Source organism: Methanosarcina barkeri 3 (assembly GCF_000970305.1).
Lineage (GTDB): Archaea > Halobacteriota > Methanosarcinia > Methanosarcinales > Methanosarcinaceae > Methanosarcina > Methanosarcina barkeri_A.
The window spans coordinates 2,562,997-2,588,712 of record NZ_CP009517.1 but is presented as its reverse complement, the minus strand read 5'-3'; the positions used below and the strand labels follow the sequence as shown (position 1 = coordinate 2,588,712).

Below are 25,716 nucleotides of genomic sequence, written 5' to 3'. Positions count from 1 at the left end.
GAGAAGGAGAAATGAGAAGGAGAAATGAGAAGGAGAAATGAGAAGGAGAAATGATAAGGAGAAATGATAAGGAGAAATGATAAGGAGAAATGATAAGGAGAAATGATAAGGAGAAATGAGAAGGAAAAATGAGAAGGAAAAATGAGAGGGAGAAATGAGAAGGAGAAACGAGAAGGAGATCAGAACCAGGATATTAATCCCTTGGTTAAGTTCTCCAGGACGTAAAGTAAAATATCAACAGGCTTAAACAGCCTTAAATATCCTCATGTTTTTTCAGGATGTCATCAAAAGAGTCCGCGACAGCTTCAAGTTTTTCTCTTTCAAGCCCAAAAGTACTGAGTTTGAAATATTTGGTAAGCCCGGACTTGATGCCGTGAATATTGCGTGCTTTGAGCTCCTTGTAGAGGAAGTATCTTCCGTCCTTTACTTTTTCGGAAATTTCATAGAAGCGAGGGGCTTCGAAGAACATCAGGTCATGAGAGTGAGGTTTTTGCCCGCGCTGGATAAAGCCCATTTCCTCAAGCCTTGCCGAAAACCAGCGAGCATTTTCGACCTCCTGGTCCCAGTTCCTCACACGCTTTACCACATCCGGGAAAGATGCAATAAGAGTCATAACCGTAGCACCTCTCGCCGTGCATCCCAGAAGCTCAACTTCTTTTACCTTGTTATGTTTGGATTTCCTGAATACGATAGGAGCGTACTCTTCACTTACCCCGAGAACTCCGACAGGACCTGATGCTGCCATAGACTTATGCCCGCTACCTACAATAAAGTCGGCACCGATGTCTTTTGCAGATACCGGCATTCTTCCTACGGCATATGCACCATTGAGAAGGAGAGGAACATCGTATTCATGGCAGATCGAGGCTATCTTTCCTGCATCTGCCAGGTTTCCATAACTTCCGTCCGGATAAGTTACAAGTGCAAGAGCAGGTGGTTTTCCACTTTCTTTTGTAACCTCTTCGATTGCCGTGGCATACCCTTCAGGGTCAAGGTAATAATCGGGACTGCCTGAATGTGGTACGGCTTTGATATTCAGGCCTGCTCTTTCGGCTGCAACATATGAAGAGTAATGAGCGAGCCCATCAAGCACAATCCAGTCACCCGGCTTTCCAATAGAATGCATGACAGCAAACTTGGACTCCCGTGCCCCATTTGTGACCCTTGCCTCATCACAACCAAGAAATTCGGGAAGGGCCTTATGTACGAAATCATAAATTGGAGGTTTTTTTATCTGATCCAGAACCCCTCCGCAGAAATCACATACCGAATACCCGTCTCCCCACTCTACAAGAGCCTGTTTTGCAGCCTCGGTCAAACGCCCGCCTGTCTGAAGAGGGTCAATATTTATACTGCCAAGAGTCTCTCTTTTTATAAAACCGAACTTCTGAAGGGATGAATCGTCAAGTTTCATTTTCTTTCATACCTCAATTTATTTTTCATACTTCAATATTAATTACAGATTAACTTCAATATTATCTACAGTTTAATTTCAATATTAGTTAGATTAACCTCAATATTATCTACAGTTTAATTTCAACATTAGTTACAGATTAACTTCAATATTATCTACAGGTTAGTTATGATTATTAAGCTGTGATATGGACAGAGTCTTTGAAATAAAAGAATCGAAACTACTCAATCCTGTTTAGTGCTTTTACCCTACTTTGCGTTTAAGATCTCTTTTATTCTGGATACACATCGAGTCATAAAAAAGTATTCCAAAGGTCTCTAAAATTTGAAGGTAGCAAAGGCTCCTCAATGATTATCAAGAGCTCCCTGCTTGAAAAACTCCGGATTTACCGGAAAAATAAAGCAAAACGCCTTTAAAAGACGTTGTACAACCGTTTTTCAAATTTCAGGCGTTTACTGCCTTGCCAAAGACATCAGTAAATTCGTCGCACTGAGCAATGATTTTTGAAGCAGCATCCTTTAGTACCTCAATCGGGTTTGTACCATCGGTTTTGATATAAAGGATCGGGTCACTGATACTTACGTACTTCATATCATAATAGGCAATCTCAACCCTCTGGTCTTTAATAAGAAGATCCTTAAGTATATTTAGAAGGGTATGCGTCTCGCCTTTGAGCTCAACTTCAAGCTCATTGTCTGTTTTGGAGAGAATGTTCAGTTCCATTGGTGACCACCTGTAATTGTGAGTAATATAACTTATTGATAATTTATTATTGATAATTTATTGTGCAGAAACCCATACCTGCAGGAGAAAGAATTACTTTACCCCTTTCCCATACTCGGTTGAGATTTTGCGAGTTTCGGTCATATTGCAGACTGGGCATTTAAGCTTTTTCCCTTCGAGCACAAGTTCTCCTTTGCAATTTGAACAGTAAGCTTTTACAACTCCAAGGGAATCTTCAGCTGTTGTCAGGCGCATTCTCTCAGTGTCGAGAACTCTGGCCCGAATGATATCAGAAGGTCTGAACTCATCTGAAAGCCTCTTAACGTAAGAGTCCCGCACATTCGATACGTGGATGTCTCCCGAACGCACATTGACAATTTCCCTGTCTTCTTTGCCTTCAATTCCTGCAACTTCCACCATTGCCCCCGATTCGCGCACATCAGTTATCTTTCCATAGATAATATCCCCTACTTTAAGAATATTCGGAGTGAGCGTGCGTGGCCTGACTGAGACTACTCTTGCTTTCCTGTCGATAATTACGTTTCCGGTAGCTGTAGAGTAAATATCTCCGGCAGACACTGTTGTTCCTTCCCCGGATTTGAACTCTTCAGTAGTTCCAACAAGCTCTCCAGGAAGCACAAAACCTCCTTTTTCAAGTTCTTCTTCCGGAGTTTCAGCTTCGTAGGGAGCTCTGGGTTCAGACGCATCCGGTCTTTCCCTGGAACCTTTTTTCTGGTACGGGAACCTTCGCTTCTTGCCCTGGTCTCCCCTGAACTGGTCCTTTGATTGATCCCTGGACTGACCTTTAAACTGGTCTCTGGGATGTCCCCTGAAGTGATCTCTTGGTTGGATCTTATGTTGATCTCTGGACTGCTCCCTTGGTTGATTTTTAACCTGTTCCCTGGGTTGGGTCTTAAACTGATCTCTCGACTGACCTTTGAGTTGATCCCTGCTTTCGGAAGTAATTTGAGTTACATTTTCAGCAACCGGCTTTCCTTCATTCGGGCCAGTCAATTTTTTTCTCGTAGTTTTACTTTTTCTAATTCTAATCATGATCCCTCATTTGGACTATCGTTAGTAGTCGATATAAATCGTAATCACAATAACTATCAATAATATGAGATGCTGGTAACCATTCAATTAGATACTGGCACATTCAGTTGGCAGATAACCAGCCTCAATAGAGGAGATAGATTATCTTGTTTCTATTATCTGCCACTTTTGCCCTATTGACGCATCGTATAATTTGGTAGTACACAGGCATACTTATTATAAGCAGTGTTATAGCTCGCCTTTTGAAATAAAGTCCTGCACTGATGCTATAAAATCTGATGCTTTAAACGGTATTTGCGTCCTGAATTATCCGGAGACCTTAATTCTATAGATCTCAACCTCAATAACCTCTCGTTCTTTTTTATGGAAATCAAAGGTTCGTTTTATAGGGAATTTTGCAACGTAGGAATGTGTAATGACTGCAGGCTTAATGAACTTTTGGATAAAAGCAAGGCTTCCGCGGTTGTGAATTGAATATATTACTTCACTTGTTCTTAATGCTGACGAAAGGAAAGGCCTATCTCTACCTTTCACTCTTGCTCCGAAAGGAGGGTTCATAACCGTGGTTTTTACGCGCTCTTTAATATCATTAATGTCTGATAATAAGAACTCGACCTCTACTCCAAGTTTTCGGGCATTTTCTTTTGCGGTATCAAGTGCTTTTGAATCCGTATCATACCCCACAACCTTTCTGGCTCCCAGAAGCTTCGCCCCGATTGCAAGAATTCCGGTACCACATCCCAGATCCTGCACCGAGTCATCAAGATCTCCCTGCATATAAGCAAAATGAAGAATTTCCGCAGCTAAAAGAGGAGGTGTCTGGTACTGCTCCAGCTCAAGTTCAGGACTGGAAAAGTCTTCCAGTTCTTCAAGGAGCATCTCAAGTTTTCTCTGTTTCATTTCATCGACTGAAGTTTTCTATTTATATAATTTTAATTTTTTATTTATATATTTTGACTTAATGTTTAGACTTTTACTTTATCTAAACCTGAACTTATTCCCTGAAATTAACATATTCCCTGAAATTAACATATTCCCTGAAATTAACATATTCCCTGAAATTAACATATTCCCTGAAATTAACATATTCCCTGAAATTAACATATTCCCTGAAATTAACATATTCCCTGAAATTAACATATTCCCTGAAATTAACATATTCCCTGAAATTAACATATCCCTGAACATAACCAACAGTAGAAAGTTATACTGACTCCTCAGTAATCTCATCGAGCACAAGGCTTTCCCATTCCCGTTCTCCAAGTACTATTTCAAATTCCTGGGGTGTAAGCATAGGAGAGGGAAAACGGCCAACCTCATCGATTGCGAGCCTTGGGCAGGCGGTATTAACGAAAGCATCTACTTTGAATTGAAGAAGCTGATCCGGAGTGACAAGGTCAATCAGGATAAGGTGTGCCTCTTTTCCGTGCTTTTTCGCAAGCGCTTTTAAAGAGAAGGCTAGCTCCATTCTTTCCTGTCCATTTTTGCTCGAGATGATTATCCCGAAAACCTTCGCATCCAGAGACTTTGCAATTACCGCACTTCGCTGGCGGAGGATTCTTGAAGGGTCTACTTCACGAACTTCCCCGGAAAAAGGATCGGCTGCAAGAACTCGTTTTTTTGTGGAAAGAGCTACACCTAGAGGATGGAAGTCTCCGCTTCCGATATAAAGATATTCATCACAGACCTCATTCCTTGCTGTCGAAAAATTGCAGCCAAGCACCTGGCCAGGATATGCAAGCCTGGAATCTCCATGCCCTATTACACAGGTCTTTCCATTTGCCTCCAGGACAGCACAGGCTTCAGGAAGTTTATGGACATGCTGGACAGTAGTAATCAGCCCTATAACCTGCCCCTTAAGTTCAGGGACAACCTTTTCAACAACCGGCCGGATGTCAACTGCGGAACGCGTTTCTATGAAATAGACTTTTTCTGAAAATTTCGTATCCTCAAGCTCAGCATGCCCGAAGTGGAAAAGAATATCAACCTGATCAAGTAAAGTTTTATCCAGGTCGCATGCCCCAAAACATGGGTCTCCTGAGATGATAATCTTAACTCCGGTGGCTTCTTCAACTTTTTTTGCAAGCTCGGGACCTTTTCTTTTGAGCCCTTCAGGGAACTGGAAACCTACGATTTTTGCGCCCAGTTTATTTATCACACTGATAATATAGTCAGGCCTTAAGTCAAAAGCGTCACTCGTTCCCAAAGACATTCTTGATCTCCACGCCTTTCTCACTCACGTCAATTGTAACGAGGATTTTGGGCTCAACCCCTAGCTCATTTAATTGCAAATAGCCAGTCCCTCGACCGATGACGGAAATTACGTCCAGAATCTCCACACCCATAATTTTCAGGGCTTTTACGAGTGCTATCAACGTTCCGCCAGTGCTGATCACGTCGTCCACAATAATTACTCTGTCCCCTTTCTTGAGCCCGTTTATGTAGAGAGCCCCTTTCGAATACCCTGTACTCTGAGACAGTTCCACTTCTCCTTCAAGGAAATAAGGACGCTTTCGAACAATTGTCAAAGGAATTCCCGTTTTGAGAGAAAGGGCATTTGCTACAGGAATACCCATGGCCTCTATTGTAAGAATAGTGTCAACTTTTTTGATGTCGGTAATCTGGAGAATATATTCAGCGATCTCTTCAACCATATGAGGATCTATGGATGGTACACCATCAGAAATCGGATGGATAAAGTAATTATATTCTCCTCGCTTGATCACAGGAGAATTAATGAGTGAGGTTTTCAGTTTTTCAAGCATAGTATTAACTCTTTTTTGGCTGTTGCGATATCTCTCTAAGTAATAATCATGTTATTAATAAGGAATCCTGCTCTGGTAATAAGGAATCCTGCTCTAGTAATAAAGAATCCTGTGCTATTAATAAGGAATTGTACTTAGGTAATAAAGAATTCTATAATCTTGTCCTAAATCTAGATCCACTTAATAGTCAAAAAACCTAAGATTCGAGCAGCCAGGAAAAGAGTAGATGAATTTCAGGAAAGTATCGGAAAAGAAAAATAAAAAAGGAAGAGAAAGAGGCAGATATGAGGATTACTGGAATCCTCAAACATACCTGATTAAACTTTTTGTGTAGGTGTAAATTATTTAGTTTAATTGCCTGTTCTGCTAGCTCAATTTTTCAAGGGATTAATTATTCTCTGTCGAATTAAGCAGCCCGAGAATCACATAAGGATTGTTGTCTGCTTGTTTCATTTTGTTCAGGGTATCGGCATCAATATCCTTCACTGAAATTACAGAGACAAGTCCCTGTGTGTCCCAATTTTTCTTATTCATAAGCCAGAGATCAGCTAGATATTTCGAGACCCATCCAGGATCATCGGCTTTTACACCGGAGTTCGCATTGACAATATCAAAGTCAAACCCAAGTACTACTGCTTTCATAGTTCCGGCATTCTTGTCCGTGACCACGAAAATACCTGCAGGAGAACCTCCTAGAGCTTCGGTTTCGTTATCGGTTAACGTAGAGACCCAGATCCCTCCTTTGCCTGGGGTTGTGTCCCAGCGCTTTACGAAAACATCGTCTTTGCACCAGTTAGGGCAGGAGAAAACCGTGTAACTTACACCTTCCTTAAGCGGGTAATTTTCTTCCATCCAGTTTGCAAGCACATAACCGCTGGAAACTCCGGGACAGAAATGGTTGTGCACTTCAAGGCACTGCATTAGTTCATAATCAAGCTTTCCGGTAGCCCAGGCGTTTGAAATGGTAAGAATAGCAAACTCGCGTCCGTTAAATACCGAATTGTTTACCTTTTCATTCCACGCAGCTCTCGATTCATTGGTTTTCGAAAGTTTGCCAAAATTTATGTTTTCCGTTATCTTGTAGCTAATTTTACTTTCGTTTTCATAGGAGACTTCGATATAAGTGCACTTCCCACTGCATTTATTGAAGAATGCAAACCATAGAGGATTGTTCCTTGAGTTCTGGACCGTGAGGAGATTTTTTGTGTACAGAAGATCCCTGCTATAAAACTCTGAGTAGAAATCGTCCAGGAAAACGTAGGACTCTGCAGGAGAGCCTATATCCGTAATAATAAGTGTGTTTTGCGGCCCAACAGCTCCAAGATCTGCTTCAGCTGCAGAAAAGACCTGAGCCATCAAATTTGAGTTGCAACCTTCAGCTGCCATACCTGGAACAGCTCCAAGAGAAAAAATAAGGGCAGTAAGGAAAATGAGATAAATGAACTTATTTTTTATTATCTTTGTATTCATTACACCTTCTCCTATCATGATTTTTCCATAATTAATTAAATCATGCCTCATAGTCTGGCCAGAATAATAATACTCACCAGAAAATGTTTTTTAATAAGTAAGATTGAGCTTATTCATAGTAACTTTAAGTATTACAAAAGACATGAAAAGTGTTACATAAAACTTTCGGATTTGGTTAACACTGAAGATAAATCTGGAAATATATAAAATAGAATATTATTTGAGAAATAAACAGGATATAATAGTAAGCGATAAAATAGTAAACAAAATAGATAGTAGGTAAGATAAACAAGATGAATAGTAAGCAAGATAAAATAGCAAGATAAAATAAACAAGATAAAATAGCAAGATAAAATAGCAAGATAAAATAGCAAGATAAAATAGCAAGATAAAGTAAACAAGATAAAGTAAACAAGAGGGGTGCAACATTGAAAATAAGTTCAAAGAAAATGACGAAGTAATAGACACAATTATCAAAAATTAGTATATTTTGGTAAAAATAATAAATAATGAAAAACTAGCAAATGTGCTAAAACAGAAAAATTAAGGACAGACAATAGTATCAAATAGCCCTACTACTAACTCTGCCAGTTCCTTGCTTTTTTCAGTTGAGGTCATGAGGGTGTCAGCACGGGAAGCATGACATCCAAGCTTCTCAAACGCGAATTCGTCCGCTTGATCCCGCTCATCGAAGACAAAAACGTCAAGGAAGTCCTGATAATATTCCGCAACTCCCATTGAAGAGACTTCAAGCCCGCAGGCCTGCATGAGTTTCCCGGCAGGACCGCTTACAGGAGCATTGCCAATTATCGGACTGACTGCAACGACCTTTTTCTTTTGTAGCAAACCTTTCATGCCCGGTAGGGAAATGATAGGTCCTATACTCGTAATCGGGTTACTTGGCCCTATAAGCACCTTGTCGTCGTTTTCAAGGGCTTCTAGCACCTTTGGAGAGATTGAAGCTTCGGAAACCCCAGTTATGTCAACACCCAGCACCTCAGGTTCTCCGTGTTTCTCTATCCAGAAATCCTGGAAATGAAGGATGGTCTCAGGAGTTTCTATATAAGTGGAAACTGGATCGTCAGACATAGGTAAAATCTTTGCATCAATTCCGAAAATGGACGCAAGCTCTAAGGTCGCATCTGTAAGAGAGATTCCATTCCGGATAAAGTTCGAGCGAATTATATGGGTTGCTCTGTCACAGTCCCCAAGCTTCATGCTTTCGGTGATGCCCAGTTCCTGCATGCGTTCATAAGTCAGAAAAGTGTCGTCTTTTATGCCCCACCATCTTTTTCGGTCGATCTGGTCTGAGAACAGGTAGATTACTGTGTCCAGGTCAGGACAAATCAGATTCCCCGAAACCCATAGGTCTTCGGCAGTGTTTACAACAACAGTCATTTCCTCTGCTGGGAGGATTTCCTTGAGTCCGTCAAGGAGCTTTGGAGTTCCGGTACCGCCTGAAAATATAATCATGATAATACCATATCCGGCTTTCTTTTAAACTTTCGGGTAGCAGGGGTTTCTGCAAAATATACAGTATCAGAGTAGTAGTAACAACAATATATAATGAAATCTGTCTAAAGAATAATGAAGGTTGTCCTTGATCCCGTACATGGTTACATCGAGCTGGATGATTTAGTTCAGGATCTTCTTTCTACCCCCCAGATGCAGCGCCTGAGAAGGGTAAGACAGCTTGGGTTCTCAAACCTTGTCTACCCCGGAGCAAATCATTCGCGTTTTGAACACTCGCTTGGAACAATGCATCTTGCCTCCATGCTAACCAGAAGTCTGGACTCGATTGAAGAGGATAAGAAAACCGAAATAAAAGCTGCTGCTCTTCTACACGATGTAGGGCATGGACCTTTTTCTCACGTTACTGAAAATGTAATTGACAAATATACGCGGCGCAGGCATGAGGATGTAAAGGGAATCCTGGGAAAAGAAGAGATTAGAGAAATCCTGAATAAATATGGAATTTCTCCTGGAAACCTCGTAAAACACATAAAAGGGGAAACTTCTCTAGGGCAGATCCTTAGCAGTGAGATTGACGTGGACCGAATGGACTATCTTGTTCGGGATGCTCATTACACAGGTGTAGCCTTTGGTGTTGTAGATTACAATCGTTTGATACAACAGATGAATTTTTATGAGGATAGGCTCGTTGTAGAGTACGGTGGGTTAAAGGCTGCCGAGTCGCTTCTTGTATCACGTTTATGGATGAACACATCGGTTTACTATCATCACGTAACCAGGATTTCGGAAGCTATGTGTTCCAGATCAGTGGAGTATATGATTGAGAATAACGAACTTGATCCTTTCAGGCTGAGGTATATGGACGATATAGACCTTGTTGCATCCATGAGAAACGCAACCGGATATGCAGGAGAACTTGCAAGGATGCTGGATGCCCGTAAACTCTATAAACGCGCCTTATATGTAGGCCTGGCAGATGTAGGAAAAGCTGTACTGAGGCACCGGGACCGTATCAGGAGAGTTGAAAAAGAAATTGCAGAACTAGCTGGTGTTGATTCTAAGTATGTGCTTGTTGACATTCCTAAGACACCCGAAATGCTGGAAATGCAGGCCATGATAAAAACTGACCATAAAATGATTCCTCTTAACGAAGCTTCCCATTTTGTATCCATCTTGCAGGAAGCACAAATGGATAACTGGAGAATGGGAGTATATAGCCCGAAAGAGTACTGCGAAGTCGTGGGAAAAGCCGCCAGAGACTATTTTGACATCAAAAAACTTCTTAAACAGTTTAAATTGAGTGATCTCTAAAGTATAGTGGAATAAAATAAAAGTAAATTTAAAAAAAGAATATAAAGAAGAAAATTTATGGAAGCTTAAAGGAAAAATGGATTTCCTTGAAATTTTAAGGACCGAGGTAGGAATTTGTTTCAGATTAAACGGAAAGTGGGGAAAATTGAGGTTATACTTGATGCAAAAAAGGTAGGGGAAGACTACATGCTGACTCTCACAGGTGGAGAAGAACATGTGGGAGCTGTTGCCGTAGGACTTTTTGATGAGAAAAGCCAGAGAGCAAGTTCATCGGTGATAACAATGCCTGGGCACCGGGAGGAATATCTTGCTCTGGATGGGGCAAGGCAGGTGAGCAGGGCCACAAGGAAGACCTCGGTATTTGTTGTCGGAATACACAAGGATAATATTAGCCCTGAAGAAATAAAAGATGTAGTCTCAGTTGCTGGTGAAATGATAGAAAGTTTCATTGCTTTTTACAAAAAAGAAGATGAACTGGGAAGGCAAAATAACGATTTGAATAATGCATAGAGATGAATAGTGAGTTACCAGCAGGAACACTAACGGCAGGATAAAATGGAGATAGCAGTAGGAATCAGTGGAGCCTCAGGGGTCCAGTATGGAATTCGCCTCCTTGAAGTACTGGAGGAAAAAGGAATTAAAACCCATCTGGTTTTGACGGATGCCGCAAGCCAGATAATAAGGATTGAGACTGATTACACCCCCGAAGCAGTAGAAAAACTTGCAACCTGGAGCTATGCCCAGAAAGATTTTTCAGCACCAATCGCTAGTGGTTCATACAGGACAGGAGGAATGGTTATTGCTCCGTGCAGCATGAAAACTCTTGCAGCCGTGGCAAATGGGGTATCCGATACTCTTCTTACAAGAGCTGCAGACGTCTGCCTCAAAGAGGAAAGAAAACTTATCCTGATGACCCGAGAAACCCCGCTTAACCTTATACACATCGAAAATATGCTCAGGGCTAAAAAAGCAGGAGCAAGCATCCTTCCAGCCTGCCCTGGCTTTTATTCACGGCCCAGAACCCTTGAAGACCTGATAGATACCATGGTAGGAAGGACACTTGACCTGCTCGGGATAGAAAACGAGATTTATCGACGCTGGAAGTAAAAACAGTCTCAGAAAAAATTCAAAATTTATTCAGGAAAGATCAGACCGAAAGAGTTTTCAGACAAAAGGAGTTTTGATTTTTCCATAAAAAGTTATTAGAGATAGCATGACAGATCCATGTTCTAACGAAAGCTATATAAAGGATAATATCGTTTGAAGGGAAGTACCCTTGGGATAGTAGGGTAGCTTGGTCCATCCTCGAGCGTTTGGGACGCTTGGACCGCGGTTCAAATCCGCGCTATCCCATTTATATATTTTTTAAATCGTTTTTTATTAGAGCTATTTTTTGAGTTTGTGCTGCTTTCCTTATATATGTATCTCCCATACCATTTTATATAGTTGAATGTGTCATTGACCAATTTCGCAAAATAGAGAATCTACTTTTTGGGTAAATTTAAATATAATTGTTAAGTTTGCAATTTTCAGTAACGAATTATATTTTAGTTTTTTATTTTAGGTGCACTGATTTGAGATTTTAAAGTTATGTGTTATTTTTCATGCCCTTAGTAGTTGAAATTCCTACGTAAATTGCATTATTAAGCCAGTTTACTACCAATACTATACCAAATAGAAAACTTTTATAAAAATTTTGAACTAAATGTAAATGTTTAAATGTTTATTCTGATCCCTACTCATTAATTTTATTTTATGATAAAATAAAATAATGGAAAATGCAGTTTAACAGGCGGTTTCAAAACCGTATTTAATTATATTTATGATAAAAAGTAGTGCCGAAATTCGTGTAAGTTAGATATCAAATGTTAAAAATGGTCTTTTCACTGAGACAAAAAATTGTATATATGTCTGATAAAAGTGGAAATGAAGATATATGGGTCATGGATGCCGATGGGAAAAACAAAGTGCAGTTAACAACGGATTCAGCAAGGGACTCATTTCCGGTATGGAGTACTGATGGCAAAAAAATTGCTTTTTACTCTGAGAGGGGAGGAGATCGGGGTATATACACTCTTACTTTAGAAAACGGAAACAAACCTGTTGCTGATTTCTCTGCATCCCCAACTTCAGAAAATATGCCACTGAAAGTCAAATTCACGGATAAAAGCTCAAATGTCCCTATTAGCTGGAAATGGAGCTTTGGAAATGGAAAAACTTCAACATTGAAGAGTCCTGCATATACCTACAGTAAAGCAGGAAAATATACTGTTAGCTTAACAGTGAAGAATGCGAAAGGAAGTAGCACAAAAACTATATCTGGATATGTTACGGTTTCCAAAAAATGAACATTTTGAATTAAAAGATATAAAAGGTCAAAGCTAGAGGGTATGGGGAGATTATTTTTCAGACATGTCAAAATGCTAAACTTGCTTTGCTTTTCCAGACCTAAGAGTTACGTTTATTTGTGTTCAAATAACTGAACTCACATCATTTAATTTGTGCCTATTAGATTGAGCTACATCACTTAACTTGTGTCTGTTAGATTGAACTGATTTTTGCAGGTACCTTCAAAAAATAACAATTTTTCTATCGTTGTTTTAGGAGAATTATTTGAAAATTTGCAATTATTATCTCAACTGGAGCTTGTGGAAATGGCTGTCGGAAGTTCCAAGTTAAGGCAAAAAACCGAATAAGTAGGAAAAGATTCAAATTACACTTTTGAGTAGTTAGGGATATTTTTCAGAAAAAAGGAGCGCGTAATAAAATATTAAAAGGAAAATTACAGAAATAGGATTGTATTTTTCCATTTATAGCGTATATTTTATCAAAAATTACTATTTATTTTTATTTTTTTGTATTATTTTTTAAATTTTGTAATCAAATTCTCAATTATTATTTTTTTAACAGGGTTATACAAATAATATAGCAAGATTTAAATATATATAAGTGAGTGTGCCCGATAATATTAATTTTCGCGAAATTGATGGAAAAAGAGTAATTAACAGACTGTCTCAAAACCGTGTTTAATTTTACAATTGAAACAAAAAAGTAATACTGAGACTAAGGAAAATAAGAGTAATTATACGGGTTGAATTGAGGGGAATACAATGAAAATAAATCCAAGAGTTTTATATCTGTCAATAATTTATACTGTATTATTATTTATGGCATCAAATATCCTAGTAGCTGATGCTCTGGAAGCTGAGAAGTTAACAAAAGTGGCATCCAATGCTGCATCTGATTATCCAGTTTGGTCTCCGGATGGAAGAGAAATCCTTTTCTCAAGGGAAAATGGGCTGTATAAGGTGTTTTCAGATGGTACAGGAGAAAAGAAACTTACCTCCACAAACGGAAAGAATTTTACATCCAGCTACGCATGGTCTCCCGACGGAAACAAAATTTCATATATCGAAAACCTGTATGATGACGCTGCAGGGCCCAGAAGCGATTTATGGGTAATGAATGCAGACGGGACCGGAAAAAAACAATTGCTTGATACCGTCTGGTACAGGTACCATTATATATACACCTGGTTTCCTACAGGCTCAAAAATACTTTACGCTGAGATATATGAAGAAATTGGGGGTTCCTACTGGGAAATGAACTCAGATGGGTCGAATAAACATAATCTCGGAAACATGGGTATAGCTAACAGTATTGCCATGTCACCCGATGGGTCAAAAATAGCAGTTTGTGCGCACGGACCAGCTGACACTGACTACTATATTGACATAGGAAAGGTCGGTAAAGATCTGACCAGTTTTCGGCCAGGATTAATTGCTCCTCAAACTCAGTCCAGACAGTCACAGATATGGTCTCCGGACGGTTCAAAAATAGTATATTATGCCGGAAAAGGTGAGTCATATGAAGACGAAAAAACGGAAATATATACTATAAAAGCTGACGGAACCGGTAAAAGTCAACTCACTTCAGATTCAGCAAAAGATAACTACCCTATGTATTCACCTGATGGCAAAAAAATTGTATATATGTCTGACAAAAGTGGAAGTGAAGATATATGGATTATGGATGCCGATGGAAAAAATAAAGTTCAGTTAACCTCAGGTTCAGCAACGGACTCATTTCCGATATGGAGTCCAGATGGTAAAAAAATTGCTTTTTGGTCTGATAGAGCAGGAGAACGTGGTATATACCTTCTGACTCTCGAAAATGAAAAATCGCCGACGGCTGATTTCTCTGTATCCCGAACTTCAGGAAACATTCCGCTGAAAGTTAATTTTATGGATAAAAGTACAGGCACCCCAACATCATGGAAATGGAGCTTTGGAGATGGAAAAACTTCAACATCAAAGAATCCTGTGTACACATACAGTAAAGCCGGAAATTACACTGTCAGTTTAACAGTAAAAAGTGCAGTCGGAACAAGTACGAAAACAATAAAGAACTATATAATTGTGAAAACACCTGCACAAAAACCGATCACCGTGTTTTCAGCTACTCCGACCTCAGGAAAAGCGCCATTAACAATTGCCTTTACGGATACAAGTACAGGAATACCGACAAAGTGGAAATGGAGTTTTGGAGACGGAACAACCTCAGTCCAGCAGAACCCAAAGCATAAGTATTCCAAAGCAGGAAATTATACTGTTGCTCTTACAGCAGTAAATGCTGTCGGCAGTAACACGGTAACAAAGACAAATTATATAGTTATAGTATCAAAACCTGCTGCTTCATTTTCTGCATATCCAACTTCAGGGAAAGCCCCGTTAACTGTTGCATTTACTGACAAGAGCTCAGGAAATCCGACTGCATACAAATGGAGTTTTGGAGACGGGACAGTTTCAAGGGAAAAGAATCCAAAACATCAGTATTTACAGGCAGGAAAATATAAGATTACATTTACAGTAAGCAATGCGGCAGGCAGCAGTACTATAACGAAGACAAATTACATAACAGTGACAACAAATACAAGACCTGGTATATACGCTGAGATCAAATAAAACCTTAAATTGAAAAAAACAAAAGGGCATAGGGAAATTATTTATTAAGGACAGTAGAGGAATTATTCATTAAGTGTAATTATTCAGCCTGGATAAAACAAGTTATAGTGACTCAATTTAGAGGGAGAAGCTTCTTGGTTCATCCTTCTCTTTTTTAAGAACAAGTCTAAAGCTCTTCTCCACGTTTTATAGGTGTTATATACTGTAAAACTTCGATTTTAAAGTAAAATTGTTGATATTGGTTACAGTACTGATACCTCTATATTACAGTACTGATACCTCTATATTACAGTACTGATATCTCTCTAATACTTTATTTTGCAGTCATGGCATTCCCGTTCTCTAACACCAAGGGTCAAACTAGAGTTTTAGTATCCGAAAACACTATAAATTATAGTGCTTTTTTCTTAACTCTCAGTCAGGTGCTGTATCCCTCTTTATCACTAATAGAAAAAGCAGTAATTGCCTCTGTCAAAAATACAGCTAAAGTTTATCGGGAGAAGTAGAGGTTTCATAAACAAATACCAGGGGAGAATTCCAGAACCCTCTCAATAAATTTTACAATTTATAATGAAGTAATATCTAATTTAGACAAAAATAAGATATATTTTTAAGAGAAAACAAGATTCAAGTTATTTGATAGAATAAAAAATTTAACACTTATTGTTTCATAAGATTTTTTAGGTCCTTAAAAGTTTAAAAGAAAATTCAAAACTGTCCTATTCACAGGGTAATTTCCTGTTTAGCTTTGGATTCTAACTCTCCGACAAAACTACTATAATTAGTCTTATTGGTTCCTATAACATGCAAAACTCTAATTTTTAGTTTCTCATGGAGTCTTGATAGTTGCAATCTCACTTTCTCCCTATTTTATGAACTTTTGAATGTTAGTTATATTTGCTGTTTATTGAAGAAGTTTGTACAACTAATATTCATAGCAATTCCTTTTTTAAGCATATCTCGAGATTAAATTAAATATTAGGCCTCTGAACCTCATAAGTATTTTATATTTAGAACCAGATCTCTATAGGGTTTTGCACCCCTTAATAGAGTTGAACGCCTGCATATTAGTTACAAAAAATTTAGTACTTGATAATTGTCTATTGCAATATTTTTGAATGCAGGGTCTGGAAAACACAAATATTTTGGTTACAGAAAAACGTGCCCCTTAATAATAAAATAACTTTGAACGGAGTGTGAATAAGTGGAAAAAAAAGTCCGGAAGCCTTTAAGAAAAACTATTTTTGAACTGTTATGTTTCATATGTATATCATCGTTATTAGTATCTTTATTTTCGTTTACCGCCCTGGCTGAAGATACAAACTCGTCTTCCAGTCTAAATTCAAATGATAAGATCTCAACGAGTTTATCTTCTAAACTTGGAGAAATCTCAGAAACTGAGAAAATTCCGGTAATTATAGAGTTACCAAACCAGAGTATTAAATTTAATACTGCTGCTGGAAAATCTCAAATAGAGAGTGAACAGAAAAATCTCGTAAAGTTTCTTGAGAGTGAAAAATCAAAAAGCAACGCACAGGAAATAAAATCTATTAAACTAATTAATGCTATTGCTGTAAAGGTAACCCCTGGAGTTGCAGCTTCTCTTGCCAAAAGATCTGATGTCGCGAGAATCGAACCTGATCAAATTGTCTCTATACCAGAGCAATCCGAAACTTCTTTGGAAAAGATGAAGACATCAACTACCCAGTCTAATGCAGCATCCACAGATGCATGGGGCGTTGATAAAATTGATGCGCCTGCAGTATGGCAGCGGGGTATAACTGGGAAAGGAATAACTGTTGCTGTCGTGGACACAGGAATTGATGCGACACACCCCGATCTTGACGATCTTGATGACAGTTCCGGTACAAACGACCCGAAAGTTGTCGGCTGGATAGACTATGTAAACTCAAAATCGTCTGCATATGATGATGAAGGGCACGGCACTCATATATCCGGAACAATTTCAGGGACCGGGGCTAATGGCATACAAACCGGAGTTGCACCAGGCACAAAGCTGATTGTTGCAAAGGTGTTTGATTCAGAAGGTTCTGGGTATTTATCTGACAGTATTCTTGGCTTTGAGTGGGCGGTTAATAATAATGCCCGTATTATAAGTTATAGCGGGGGATCTTCAGAACATAGCTCGTTATTTACAACTACAATAAACAATGTTGTGGCAGCAGGTATAGTTCCTGTTATAGCGGCTGGCAATGATGGTTTGTATGGATCTGGCACAATCAACTGCCCAGGTGATGAACTCAATTCAGTTACCGTCGGTGCAACAGATTCCTCCAATTCAATAGCATACTTTAGCAGCCGGGGTCCTGTCACTTTAAATGATCAGACATATATTAAACCTGATGTTTCTGCGCCTGGAGTGTCTGTTCCTTCAACATATCCGGGTAGTGGATACGCATCTGGGTCCGGAACTTCCATGGCAACACCACATGTTTCCGGAACTGCAGCATTAATACTTCAAAAGAACCCTACAATGAAGCCATCTGAGGTAAAACAGAAATTAGAAAGTACAGCTAAGGATCTTGGATCTACAGGAAAGGATAATGACTATGGATCAGGACTGATCAATGCGTATAAAGCGGTGTTTGGCAGCACTTCAAGCTCTCCAGTAGCAAACTTTTCTGCATCTCCTACCTCAGGAAAGGTGCCATTAACAGTTGCCTTTACTGACACAAGCACAGGAACACCGACGAAGTGGAAATGGAGTTTTGGAGACGGAACAACTTCAGTCCAGCAGAACCCGAAGCATAAGTACTCCAAAGCAGGAAGTTATACTGTGGTTCTTACAGCAGCAAATGCTGCCGGCAGTAGTACGGTAACAAAGACAAATTATATAGTAGTAGTATCAAAACCTGCTGCTTCGTTTTCAGCTACTCCTACTTCAGGAAAAGCACCATTAACAGTTGCCTTTACTGATACAAGCACAGGAACACCGACAAAGTGGAAATGGAGTTTTGGAGACGGAACAACCTCAGTCCAGCAGAACCCCAAGCATAAGTATTCTAAAGCAGGAAATTATACTGTGGCTCTTACAGCAGTAAATGCTGTCGGCAGTAACACGGTAACAAAGACAAATTATATAGTTGTAGTATCAAAACCTGCTGCTGCATTTTCTGCATATCCAACTTCAGGAAAATCCCCGTTAACTGTTGCATTTACTGACAAGAGCTCAGGAAATCCGACTGCATACAAATGGAGTTTTGGAGACGGGTCAATTTCAAGAGAAAAGAATCCAAAACATCAGTATTTACAGGCAGGAAAATATAAGATTACATTTACAGTAAGCAATGCGGCAGGCAGCAGTACTATAACGAAGACAAATTACATAACAGTGACAACAAATACAAGACCTGGTATATACGCTGAAAGTAAGTAAGCTCTTAAATTGAAAAAATAAAAAAAATCAAGATTAAAGGGTAGTGGGGAAATTATTTATCAATATGACAACAAGATTACCTTTACCTTGTCTTACTAGTGCTTTGAATCCAAAATCAATTCCTTAATTTTTGGAAAAATCCGTGATCTTCTAGTCTTTTCAAAAGTTAAGTTTTATGAACCTACTTTAGAATCACAGTACTAGGTTTGAGCACAGGCATACTTTTTATTCATGGAAAAAAGTAGATTAACCCTTATATTTTAAACTTTATAATACAGATTATTCACTTACGTTTTTCAACAACTCGTCCTCGCAATAATTCATGTTAAGTTAGGAAGTTTCAGGTTTTCGGGTTGGTGACTCTCACCGTACCTGAACTCTGTCTGCACAACCGAAGAACTTTCTCAGTAAACTTGTTGGTCATCAAACCGATAAAGATCATCGGTGCCGGACTACACAATTTGAAAGCCCGATTATCTCCACGATATCACTGTTGTCCGGGGAGTGAATTATCATCTGTCCTTTCTTGAGATAAGGAATTCTCCGTTCATATTCCTTCGGAACTTTTAGAGACGTAATAGCTGCGTCATTGTTGAGATTAAGGATCAGTTTCGTATTTATCTGCTTAAAAACCGTATCATCGATATCCTGAGGGTCCTGGGTGATTAAGAAAAGGCCCAGTCCTTCTTTTCGGCCCTGGCGAGCTGCATCCGCAAATCGTGAGATAATAAGGCGGGAATGTTCCCCGTTTGCATTTGAAAGGTATCGGTGAGCTTCGTCCAGGGCGAGAATTATTGGAGTTTCTTTAATGGCTTCCTTTCCCGTTGTATTTAGTTTATTGTCCACGATCAAGCTCATGATTGTGAGCACTATGAGATCGCGGATTCTCGGAGCACTTATATATTCAGTCGGGAAGACTGAAATCTGCCCTGGCTTGAAGATCTTATCCACAAGGTCAATAATTGAAGTCGCATCCCGATCAAAGACTTTTGAAAAGAAGGGGTTTCTTACTCTTCTTACAATTCCGTCATATGAAGACTCATGCAGCTTTCCGCTGTCAACATAGTAGGAACGTGTACCTTCATTATCAATATGGTTGACGAAATTCTGGTAAGTATGGGGTACGCTTGATTTGAAGAAATCTCCAAGAAGCACTTCAAGTCCGATATACTGGAGTTCTGACATTCCGGCTGCTGCAATAAGCCAGGAATTATGTTCTACAAGCGAAAAAGGAATTGTAAATTCAATCTGCTCGGCTCTGGATTTATCCCCGGGGTATCTTTGACCGTCAACTTTCGCTACGAAAGCCCTTGTAGAGAGAACCCGGCCATAAGTTACATTTTCGGATTCAAACCGGAACTTATCGCCATCAGTTAGGGTTTCGTTGTCCTCGAAAAGTTGAGAATATTCATCCTGAGGATCCATAATTACCAGGCAAGGGTTTTTCCGTGCCTTGTCAGGAGAACTCCGCAGCCTGTACCTGTTGTCTTCTCTCAGGAACTGACGAAGAATATTTTTTGAGAGGAATGTTTTTCCTGTACCTGTGCTCCCGCAAATAAGCATATGTCTGAAAATAAGGGGATCGCCCATAGAATAGTCATTTCTGAGATAATATGCAACCGTTTCTGGTTCGGAATTAGTTTTTAAAAGCTCACCCCCTACACTCAAGTGGCCGAGAAAGATTCCTTCTTCAGGAATATTAAGTCCTGTCTGGACTTCAAGCCTGTCAGTAACAGGCAGAATAGGAGTGTTAGGATGAGGAATCCGGTCTGCCATCCGCCGCGTGAGTTTGCCGTCGGCCTTTCGGTACAGAATACAGAGCGGATCAAGACAGGCAAGGAACTTGTAATCGTCTTCATTTACAGGATTTCCACCAGCACTGAGCATGCGCCTTGAGTGAATTTCAGTTGCGTCGTCTACCACAAACTCCTGCCTGTACTGAAGTTTTCCTACCCTGGCAAAGAGTTTTTCTCTGTTTTCGTAAGGCACAACAACGTATGTACCTAGCCTTATCTCACTCCGACGAGCTGATGTAATATAACCGGTAATTACAGCTCCTGAAGGAGTTAATTCAAGAGGTTCTATGCCTGTAGTGACAATCCCGAAAGCTTCTGAAACCGGAGCAGCCTTCAATACATTATCATCACATCCGGCAAAGCCTTCAAAGGGAAAAGCTTCCTTTACGGAACTCCCAAGAACTTCGGATTCAAAAGAGAGGTCTGAAAGGGGCAGAGAAGCAGTCTTAGACACATGAGCGGTCGTAGATAGAGATGAAGATTTAAAAATTGCTTCGGCATGACCTGAAAGAATGTCAAATTCGAGATCAGATTCAATATCAGATTCAATATCAGATTTGATATCAGATTCAATGCTAGATTTAGTTGGGGTTAAATCGGGTACATTCTCAAGACAATCTTTCCTCATATCCTCGAACAATGGGGGTTGCAGTATTTCCTCAGTATCAGATGTGAGTATAGAGGTGATTAGATCAGATGTGACCGGATCGGGAGCACCTTCGATGGAATTTGCTATCTTGCTCATATTTCTGTTTTCAGGACTTATCTCATCAGGACTGTCATTTCCAAGCTCAGCAAGATTTTCCTTTATTACCTCAGCAGGACTTTCCTTTGAACCTGCATTTTCTTCAGTTCCTGAACCCACAGGAGATTGCTCCTTTTTCGGTTTGCAAGAATTAAAAGTAAAAATGTCGACATTTTCATATTTCATTAATCTTATTCCACCTGGTGTCATTATAAGTAGTATCGGGACTCATATTTTCAAAGAATTTATCAATCTCTTCCCTCTCTACTTTCCTGATTTTTGCCAGATGGTCTGCTTTTGTGAGGGTAAGAGGAAAACCATACAAAGAAAGGTCAAAGAGCACTTTTTTGGTAATTTGCATACGGAGAGAGTCGTCTTTAACAAGCCCATACGGGGCCTCAACCTTGAAAACCACATCTTTGTAGGGTACATAAAGCATGAAAAAACAAAGAGCATAATCTTCAGACGGGAAATTGTGCCTGAGTTCCTTCTGAAGCGGATCTGCGGCTGCAAGGGGCGAAGTCCCGTTAAGCAATTTTTCGTAAAACCTGTTGGGCTGCAAAAACCAGTTAGTGTAAGTAATATAATCATTTTTGGAGCCGTTGTGCTTGCCGTTCTTCCCATTATTTTTAGAATTTTTTCCATTGTGCTCTGAAGCATTGTCAACTTTTTCCAGGGAGAGCAGATTCCTGAAAAACTGAGAATCCAGCATCCAGGGCAGGTCGAAAGCTTCCCTTTTTTTCCGGACGCTTTCCATAATCTGCACATCAGTGGGGTTTTTCACAAAACCAATTACAGGCTGCCGGTTTTTCAGGAAATGATCCATGATATCGATGTAGTTCTGGAGAATTTTTCGGGCGTCGTTGTTCTGCCGGACCCTTACGTCCTCGTCGTCCAGCACCATCCAGTACATTAACTGTTTTGGATAAACCGGCCCGTCCATTATGAAAAAACTCTCAGGTTCAAACCTGTCTTTCATGAAAAGAATATGCTCGGATTCTGCCAGGTACATTGCAAAACTGTGGACCATGTCAGAAACTTTTCTTTTTAACTCGTCAGGAGCAATTGTAACCAGTTTTGCCCTTCCAAATCCTTCATCGAAGGTTTCCCAGCCTTGAGTAGCCTGCATGGATATCCTATGGGAAGAAGAATAAGCAGCGCATACGATTGTTCTGAATCTCTGAATATCAAGGTTAGTAGGCGTTGCAGCCAGCCCGCAGTGGCAAAAATCCACGAAAAGCCCGCTGTCATAAGTCCTTGGGTTTGTACTTCCGCTGTCGCAGGCGTAAGTAAGCGGATACGGGTCATCTCCCTGTGCCATCAGTTGAGTCCTTACAATCCCACGAAAGAGCCTGTCTATGGCTTTAAGAATGACCCTCCCATCGAGCCTTAACTCCTCAAGCAAAGAATAGATGTCCGAAGCCGTTTTTACCTCCTCAGACTCAAACGAACGGTCAATCTTTTTTGCAAGCTCCGAGATTTTATGCATATGCACGGGCTCAAGGGTCATGGATAAAAGATACTTTGGGGAGTTTATATATTTGTTGAGTGGAAAGGAAAAATGCAGGTACTTTATTAGAAAAGAAAGGATGATATTCGTTTTTGGTCTCCAAATACATCATATAGTTGCTTTTAATTCCTGCACAAAAGTTCAATAAATCCTTGTTAGATTAAAAATCAATAGCAAAAAATTATGAAATCTGAAAATTTGCTGTGGAAAGTAAGATGAATATACTTTTCAAATTAACACGCAAATCTCACTTATTTACCAAAATTTCCACCAAGATTTATTATTTTCAGTAGTCTGAGGTAAAAATTTCATGATCATTTTGTTATTTACGTCAGTTTTTTCAAGCTCCATTATCTTTATTTGATCCCAACGTATCGCTTTCAATACGCTGCCATCGTTTAAAATTATCAATGATTCATTTTGGATATCATTAATTTTACCTGAGGCATCACCTCCATCGGTTTTAATTCTTACACGGGGCAAATCATCTATATAAAAATTATTTATCTTTTGCTTAAAGAGACGCGAAAATAAATTAGTGGCATTGTGTAAATAAATAACAAAAATTATACTTGTCATAAAATTAATTAAATATATACATATAATAACAATAGACATCACGTAATTTATAAGTCCGATCGTAGATTGACCTATAAATCTTATAAAGATGTCATGAAACCACAGAGTAAGATATAAAACAACTCCATTAGTTCCAATTAATATTCCCATTGAAAACCAATGGATATAATAAATATATTTTGACCATCTTTTTAATGACAATTCTTCTGTAAGCTTTGGCTCATTGTATCCTTTTGAGTATAAAAGATATAGAAATAAAGCTATAATCGTTATCGCAATTAAACTAAAAAGATTAAAAGACATAACTATAGAAAGTAAATCAATATCTTTTTGTACACAATAACAATAATTATAATACGGTTCGAATAATGTAAACTTATTAAATCCCTTTATTGCAGAAATTATAAAAAAGAGGAAAGATAGTGCTATGGAGAAAAGAGCTCCTATCGCCCCGCCCTCAATGCCCCAAAAATATTTCATTGACGTGTCTTGTTTGTATAGTTCTAATTTATAGAAAAGATCAGATATTGGTTGCGAATTGGAAATTAAAAAATTTTTATATTCACTTTTACCTGGTGTAGGTAAATAATTTATATTAAATAACCTCGATAAAAGGGACTTGATTAGATAATTTAAAATGGGAAGTAAACTTCCAGTTACAATAAATTGTATTAACCCCTCGAAATCATTAGGTTTTAGCACGTATCTTATTAAATGTTTTGATATAAATAAAACTTATGAAATTTTCGCGATGAAGTTTATATGAAAACACTTTGACACAACTTCATCATGGTTTGCTTTCCACGATTTAGGGTAAAAGTTTAGTATTTAAACTACCGTTTTTCTGTATCAACCTCTGATGTATAGCTTGTTTTGTATTACTTCGTGAAGCTGTTTCCCCAGTTATCCTTCCGGCTTATTTAGTCACTAGTCAGATCGATCTGCTTTTTTAGTTATTCGATACTTACTTACCTAAGAACGATTAAGTTAGAGTGAAATACGGAAAAAAACTGCTTTCCAATGCATCTTTTTATTTTCTACTCCTAATCACGTTTAAGCCTTTGATGACAATTACTGATTAATTTAGCGACGGTTTTGAAAAACCAAAATCAAGACAACCCTACTTTTCAGGATAATGAAGAAAATCAATAGTCAAAAAGGGTAAGGTGAAAAGTACTCCCACTTCTTTGTGCCTGTTATTCAAAGAGTTTCATATGCGTTTAGTCCTTAAACAATTTTTCTTCTTCTGGCTTCAAAGAATAAAATCTAAAAAATTCCCTTTTTCAAGGGAATTTCTTAAAATCAATTTTTCAGATCTGGTGCTTTACCAGGAGTTCCTCTGATTCTTATCCTTTCTTCTGCTTCAAATTATGAACCGAAACTTCTGCCAAGTCAGATTCTCCACGGAAATCATATTTTTTATTACATTTAACAAAACCGCGGATGAGTCCGGTATCTGGAGAATACTCGATAAATGAATTGTCTTCCTGGGCAATGCCTATGACTGTTATGTTGTCGGAAGCAGAGGTCAGATTATACTGGCCTTTACTTTCATCAGTAACCGACAGCAACCGGGTCTGTTTTGAGGTATTTTTGGTAATCCCGTCACTATTCAGAACTGTGGCATATTTCTGGGTAACGTTGTACGACATGTTAGTTTCCGGCCACTCAATCTCGTGAGGCGAGGATGCGATTCTGCCATCAGCATAGAGGACATAGGGAATGGTTATATTATGCGTGCTTATGTTGGCATCGCCTAAGATGAAGTTGCCTTTCACACAGAGCATAACAATATCGGCTGTACCGTCCTCATCAACCTCGTCGATATATCCGGCAAATGGTGTGAATGTTGTTTTTCCGTTTGCGAAAATTCTACCGGAAAACACGTTTCCTTCCTGGCTGTTTATCTGGTAAACACTATTCTGAGCAGTTGTCCAGTTGCCGGTGAGATTAGGGTTATCCATACTGTCATTGGGAACTGTCGTTCTGTTACGAACTGCGAGAGCCGTCTGCACTGTGACAACTCCACCTGAACTGGAGATAGTACCCGTTGAAAAAACGTTTTTTGACTCGATGACACCGCTTCGGAACAATGTTGCATTTCCATTCTTTATATGGCTGAAGAAATGCGCACCGTGTTTATCGTCAATGGCAAAGGACAAAGGAGAGCAGGAGTTATCCTCCACGATCTTGAACAGCCTGTCATACTGAGTGACGTTGTAAACTTCTCCTGAGTTGTTTGTGACAAATCCGCCGGATGCGGAGTCGTAGGAGATGCCTGATACGGTTGTAAAAACACCGTTGATATTATATGGTACTTGCTTTAACCCGATATCTGTCATCGGGGGCTCAGGACAAACACAACTTGCAGTGGCTGTTCCTGCAATTAAAAAAAGAATTGCCAGGGAAAGACTCAATGCAATTGCTGTCCTCCTAATTATTTTTATTTTTCATTCCTCCCTATTTTTTATTACATTTTATAGTAATTTATTGATTTTAAATGTTAGTATGTTGGC

At 39.2% G+C, this 25,716-nt stretch carries 19 protein-coding genes and 1 tRNA gene; 8 read left to right on the top strand and 12 right to left on the bottom strand.

The genetic code is table 11. The features are described 5' to 3' along the window. Positions 1-253 precede the first annotated feature (253 nt). The 4 genes from pscS to MSBR3_RS10375 form a co-directional block, all read right to left on the bottom strand. On the bottom strand, positions 254-1,414 hold the full coding sequence (pscS, locus tag MSBR3_RS10390; protein WP_048108004.1) for an O-phospho-L-seryl-tRNA:Cys-tRNA synthase: 1,161 nt from the start codon (positions 1,412-1,414) through the stop codon (positions 254-256). 444 nt (positions 1,415-1,858) lie between these two features. Then, on the bottom strand, positions 1,859-2,137 hold the full coding sequence (locus MSBR3_RS10385) for a DNA-directed RNA polymerase subunit L (protein WP_048108003.1): 279 nt from the start codon (positions 2,135-2,137) through the stop codon (positions 1,859-1,861). A 93-nt stretch (positions 2,138-2,230) separates the two neighbouring features. Next, entirely contained in the window at positions 2,231-3,190 is a 960-nt protein-coding gene (locus MSBR3_RS10380; RefSeq protein ID WP_048108002.1) for an exosome complex RNA-binding protein Csl4, read from the bottom strand. Positions 3,191-3,496: 306 nt separating this feature from the next. After that, entirely contained in the window at positions 3,497-4,090 is a 594-nt protein-coding gene (locus tag MSBR3_RS10375) for an METTL5 family protein (RefSeq protein WP_048108001.1), read from the bottom strand. Between the two features lie 61 nt (positions 4,091-4,151). On the opposite strand from MSBR3_RS10375, the gene MSBR3_RS20270 reads away from it, so the two are divergent. Next, positions 4,152-4,403: a hypothetical protein gene (locus MSBR3_RS20270; RefSeq protein ID WP_155396790.1), complete on the top strand. Its 252-nt coding sequence runs from the start codon at positions 4,152-4,154 to the stop codon at positions 4,401-4,403. Here the strand turns inward: MSBR3_RS20270 and dph2 are convergent. The 4 genes from dph2 to cofD form a co-directional block, all read right to left on the bottom strand. Beyond that, on the bottom strand, positions 4,395-5,402 hold the full coding sequence (gene dph2, locus MSBR3_RS10365; protein ID WP_048107998.1) for a diphthamide biosynthesis enzyme Dph2: 1,008 nt from the start codon (positions 5,400-5,402) through the stop codon (positions 4,395-4,397). The genes MSBR3_RS20270 and dph2 overlap by 9 nt on opposite strands. After that, positions 5,383-5,955 (bottom strand): hypoxanthine/guanine phosphoribosyltransferase, encoded by a 573-nt coding sequence (hpt, locus tag MSBR3_RS10360; RefSeq protein ID WP_048107997.1) that lies wholly within the window; start codon positions 5,953-5,955, stop codon positions 5,383-5,385. The genes dph2 and hpt overlap by 20 nt, the downstream gene beginning before the upstream one ends. Before the next feature lie 387 nt (positions 5,956-6,342). Then, the gene (locus MSBR3_RS10355) at positions 6,343-7,425 is read right to left on the bottom strand and encodes an FmdE family protein (RefSeq protein ID WP_230627391.1); all 1,083 of its coding nucleotides are present in this window, start codon (positions 7,423-7,425) and stop codon (positions 6,343-6,345) included. Between the two features lie 543 nt (positions 7,426-7,968). Next, the gene (gene cofD / locus MSBR3_RS10350) at positions 7,969-8,898 is read right to left on the bottom strand and encodes a 2-phospho-L-lactate transferase (protein ID WP_048107995.1); all 930 of its coding nucleotides are present in this window, start codon (positions 8,896-8,898) and stop codon (positions 7,969-7,971) included. A 114-nt stretch (positions 8,899-9,012) separates the two neighbouring features. On the opposite strand from cofD, the gene MSBR3_RS10345 reads away from it, so the two are divergent. The 7 genes from MSBR3_RS10345 to MSBR3_RS18935 all read left to right on the top strand — a co-directional run bounded on the left by MSBR3_RS10345 (position 9,013) and on the right by MSBR3_RS18935 (position 18,570). Beyond that, positions 9,013-10,209, top strand: coding sequence for an HD domain-containing protein (locus MSBR3_RS10345; protein WP_048107994.1), 1,197 nt, complete (start codon positions 9,013-9,015; stop codon positions 10,207-10,209). A 114-nt stretch (positions 10,210-10,323) separates the two neighbouring features. Further along, a complete protein-coding gene (lpdD, locus tag MSBR3_RS10340) occupies positions 10,324-10,719 on the top strand; it encodes a prenylated flavin chaperone LpdD (RefSeq protein ID WP_048107992.1) in 396 nt (131 codons plus the stop codon). A 45-nt stretch (positions 10,720-10,764) separates the two neighbouring features. Further along, complete coding sequence (locus MSBR3_RS10335) at positions 10,765-11,316, top strand: UbiX family flavin prenyltransferase (RefSeq protein ID WP_048107990.1); 552 nt, start codon at positions 10,765-10,767, stop codon at positions 11,314-11,316. Between the two features lie 171 nt (positions 11,317-11,487). After that, a tRNA-Pro gene (locus MSBR3_RS10330) sits at positions 11,488-11,562 on the top strand. Between the two features lie 554 nt (positions 11,563-12,116). Continuing rightward, positions 12,117-12,557: a PKD domain-containing protein gene (locus tag MSBR3_RS10325; protein ID WP_196296937.1), complete on the top strand. Its 441-nt coding sequence runs from the start codon at positions 12,117-12,119 to the stop codon at positions 12,555-12,557. An 819-nt stretch (positions 12,558-13,376) separates the two neighbouring features. Further along, positions 13,377-15,173: a TolB family protein gene (locus MSBR3_RS20265; RefSeq protein WP_196296936.1), complete on the top strand. Its 1,797-nt coding sequence runs from the start codon at positions 13,377-13,379 to the stop codon at positions 15,171-15,173. A 1,204-nt stretch (positions 15,174-16,377) separates the two neighbouring features. Continuing rightward, positions 16,378-18,570, top strand: a complete 2,193-nt coding sequence (locus MSBR3_RS18935; protein ID WP_052723358.1) for a S8 family peptidase — start codon at positions 16,378-16,380, stop codon at positions 18,568-18,570. 438 nt (positions 18,571-19,008) lie between these two features. On the opposite strand, the gene MSBR3_RS10310 is transcribed toward MSBR3_RS18935, so the two are convergent. The 4 genes from MSBR3_RS10310 to MSBR3_RS10295 form a co-directional block, all read right to left on the bottom strand. Next, on the bottom strand, positions 19,009-21,297 hold the full coding sequence (locus MSBR3_RS10310; RefSeq protein WP_080942279.1) for an ATP-binding protein: 2,289 nt from the start codon (positions 21,295-21,297) through the stop codon (positions 19,009-19,011). Next, a complete protein-coding gene (locus tag MSBR3_RS10305) occupies positions 21,287-22,621 on the bottom strand; it encodes a DNA double-strand break repair nuclease NurA (protein ID WP_048107983.1) in 1,335 nt (444 codons plus the stop codon). Before MSBR3_RS10305 ends, MSBR3_RS10310 begins: the two co-directional genes overlap by 11 nt. Positions 22,622-22,876: 255 nt before the next feature. Continuing rightward, positions 22,877-23,902, bottom strand: coding sequence for a hypothetical protein (locus MSBR3_RS10300; RefSeq protein ID WP_048107981.1), 1,026 nt, complete (start codon positions 23,900-23,902; stop codon positions 22,877-22,879). A gap of 644 nt (positions 23,903-24,546) precedes the next feature. Further along, a complete protein-coding gene (locus MSBR3_RS10295) occupies positions 24,547-25,617 on the bottom strand; it encodes a hypothetical protein (RefSeq protein WP_230627389.1) in 1,071 nt (356 codons plus the stop codon). Between the last annotated feature and the right edge of the window lie 99 nt (positions 25,618-25,716).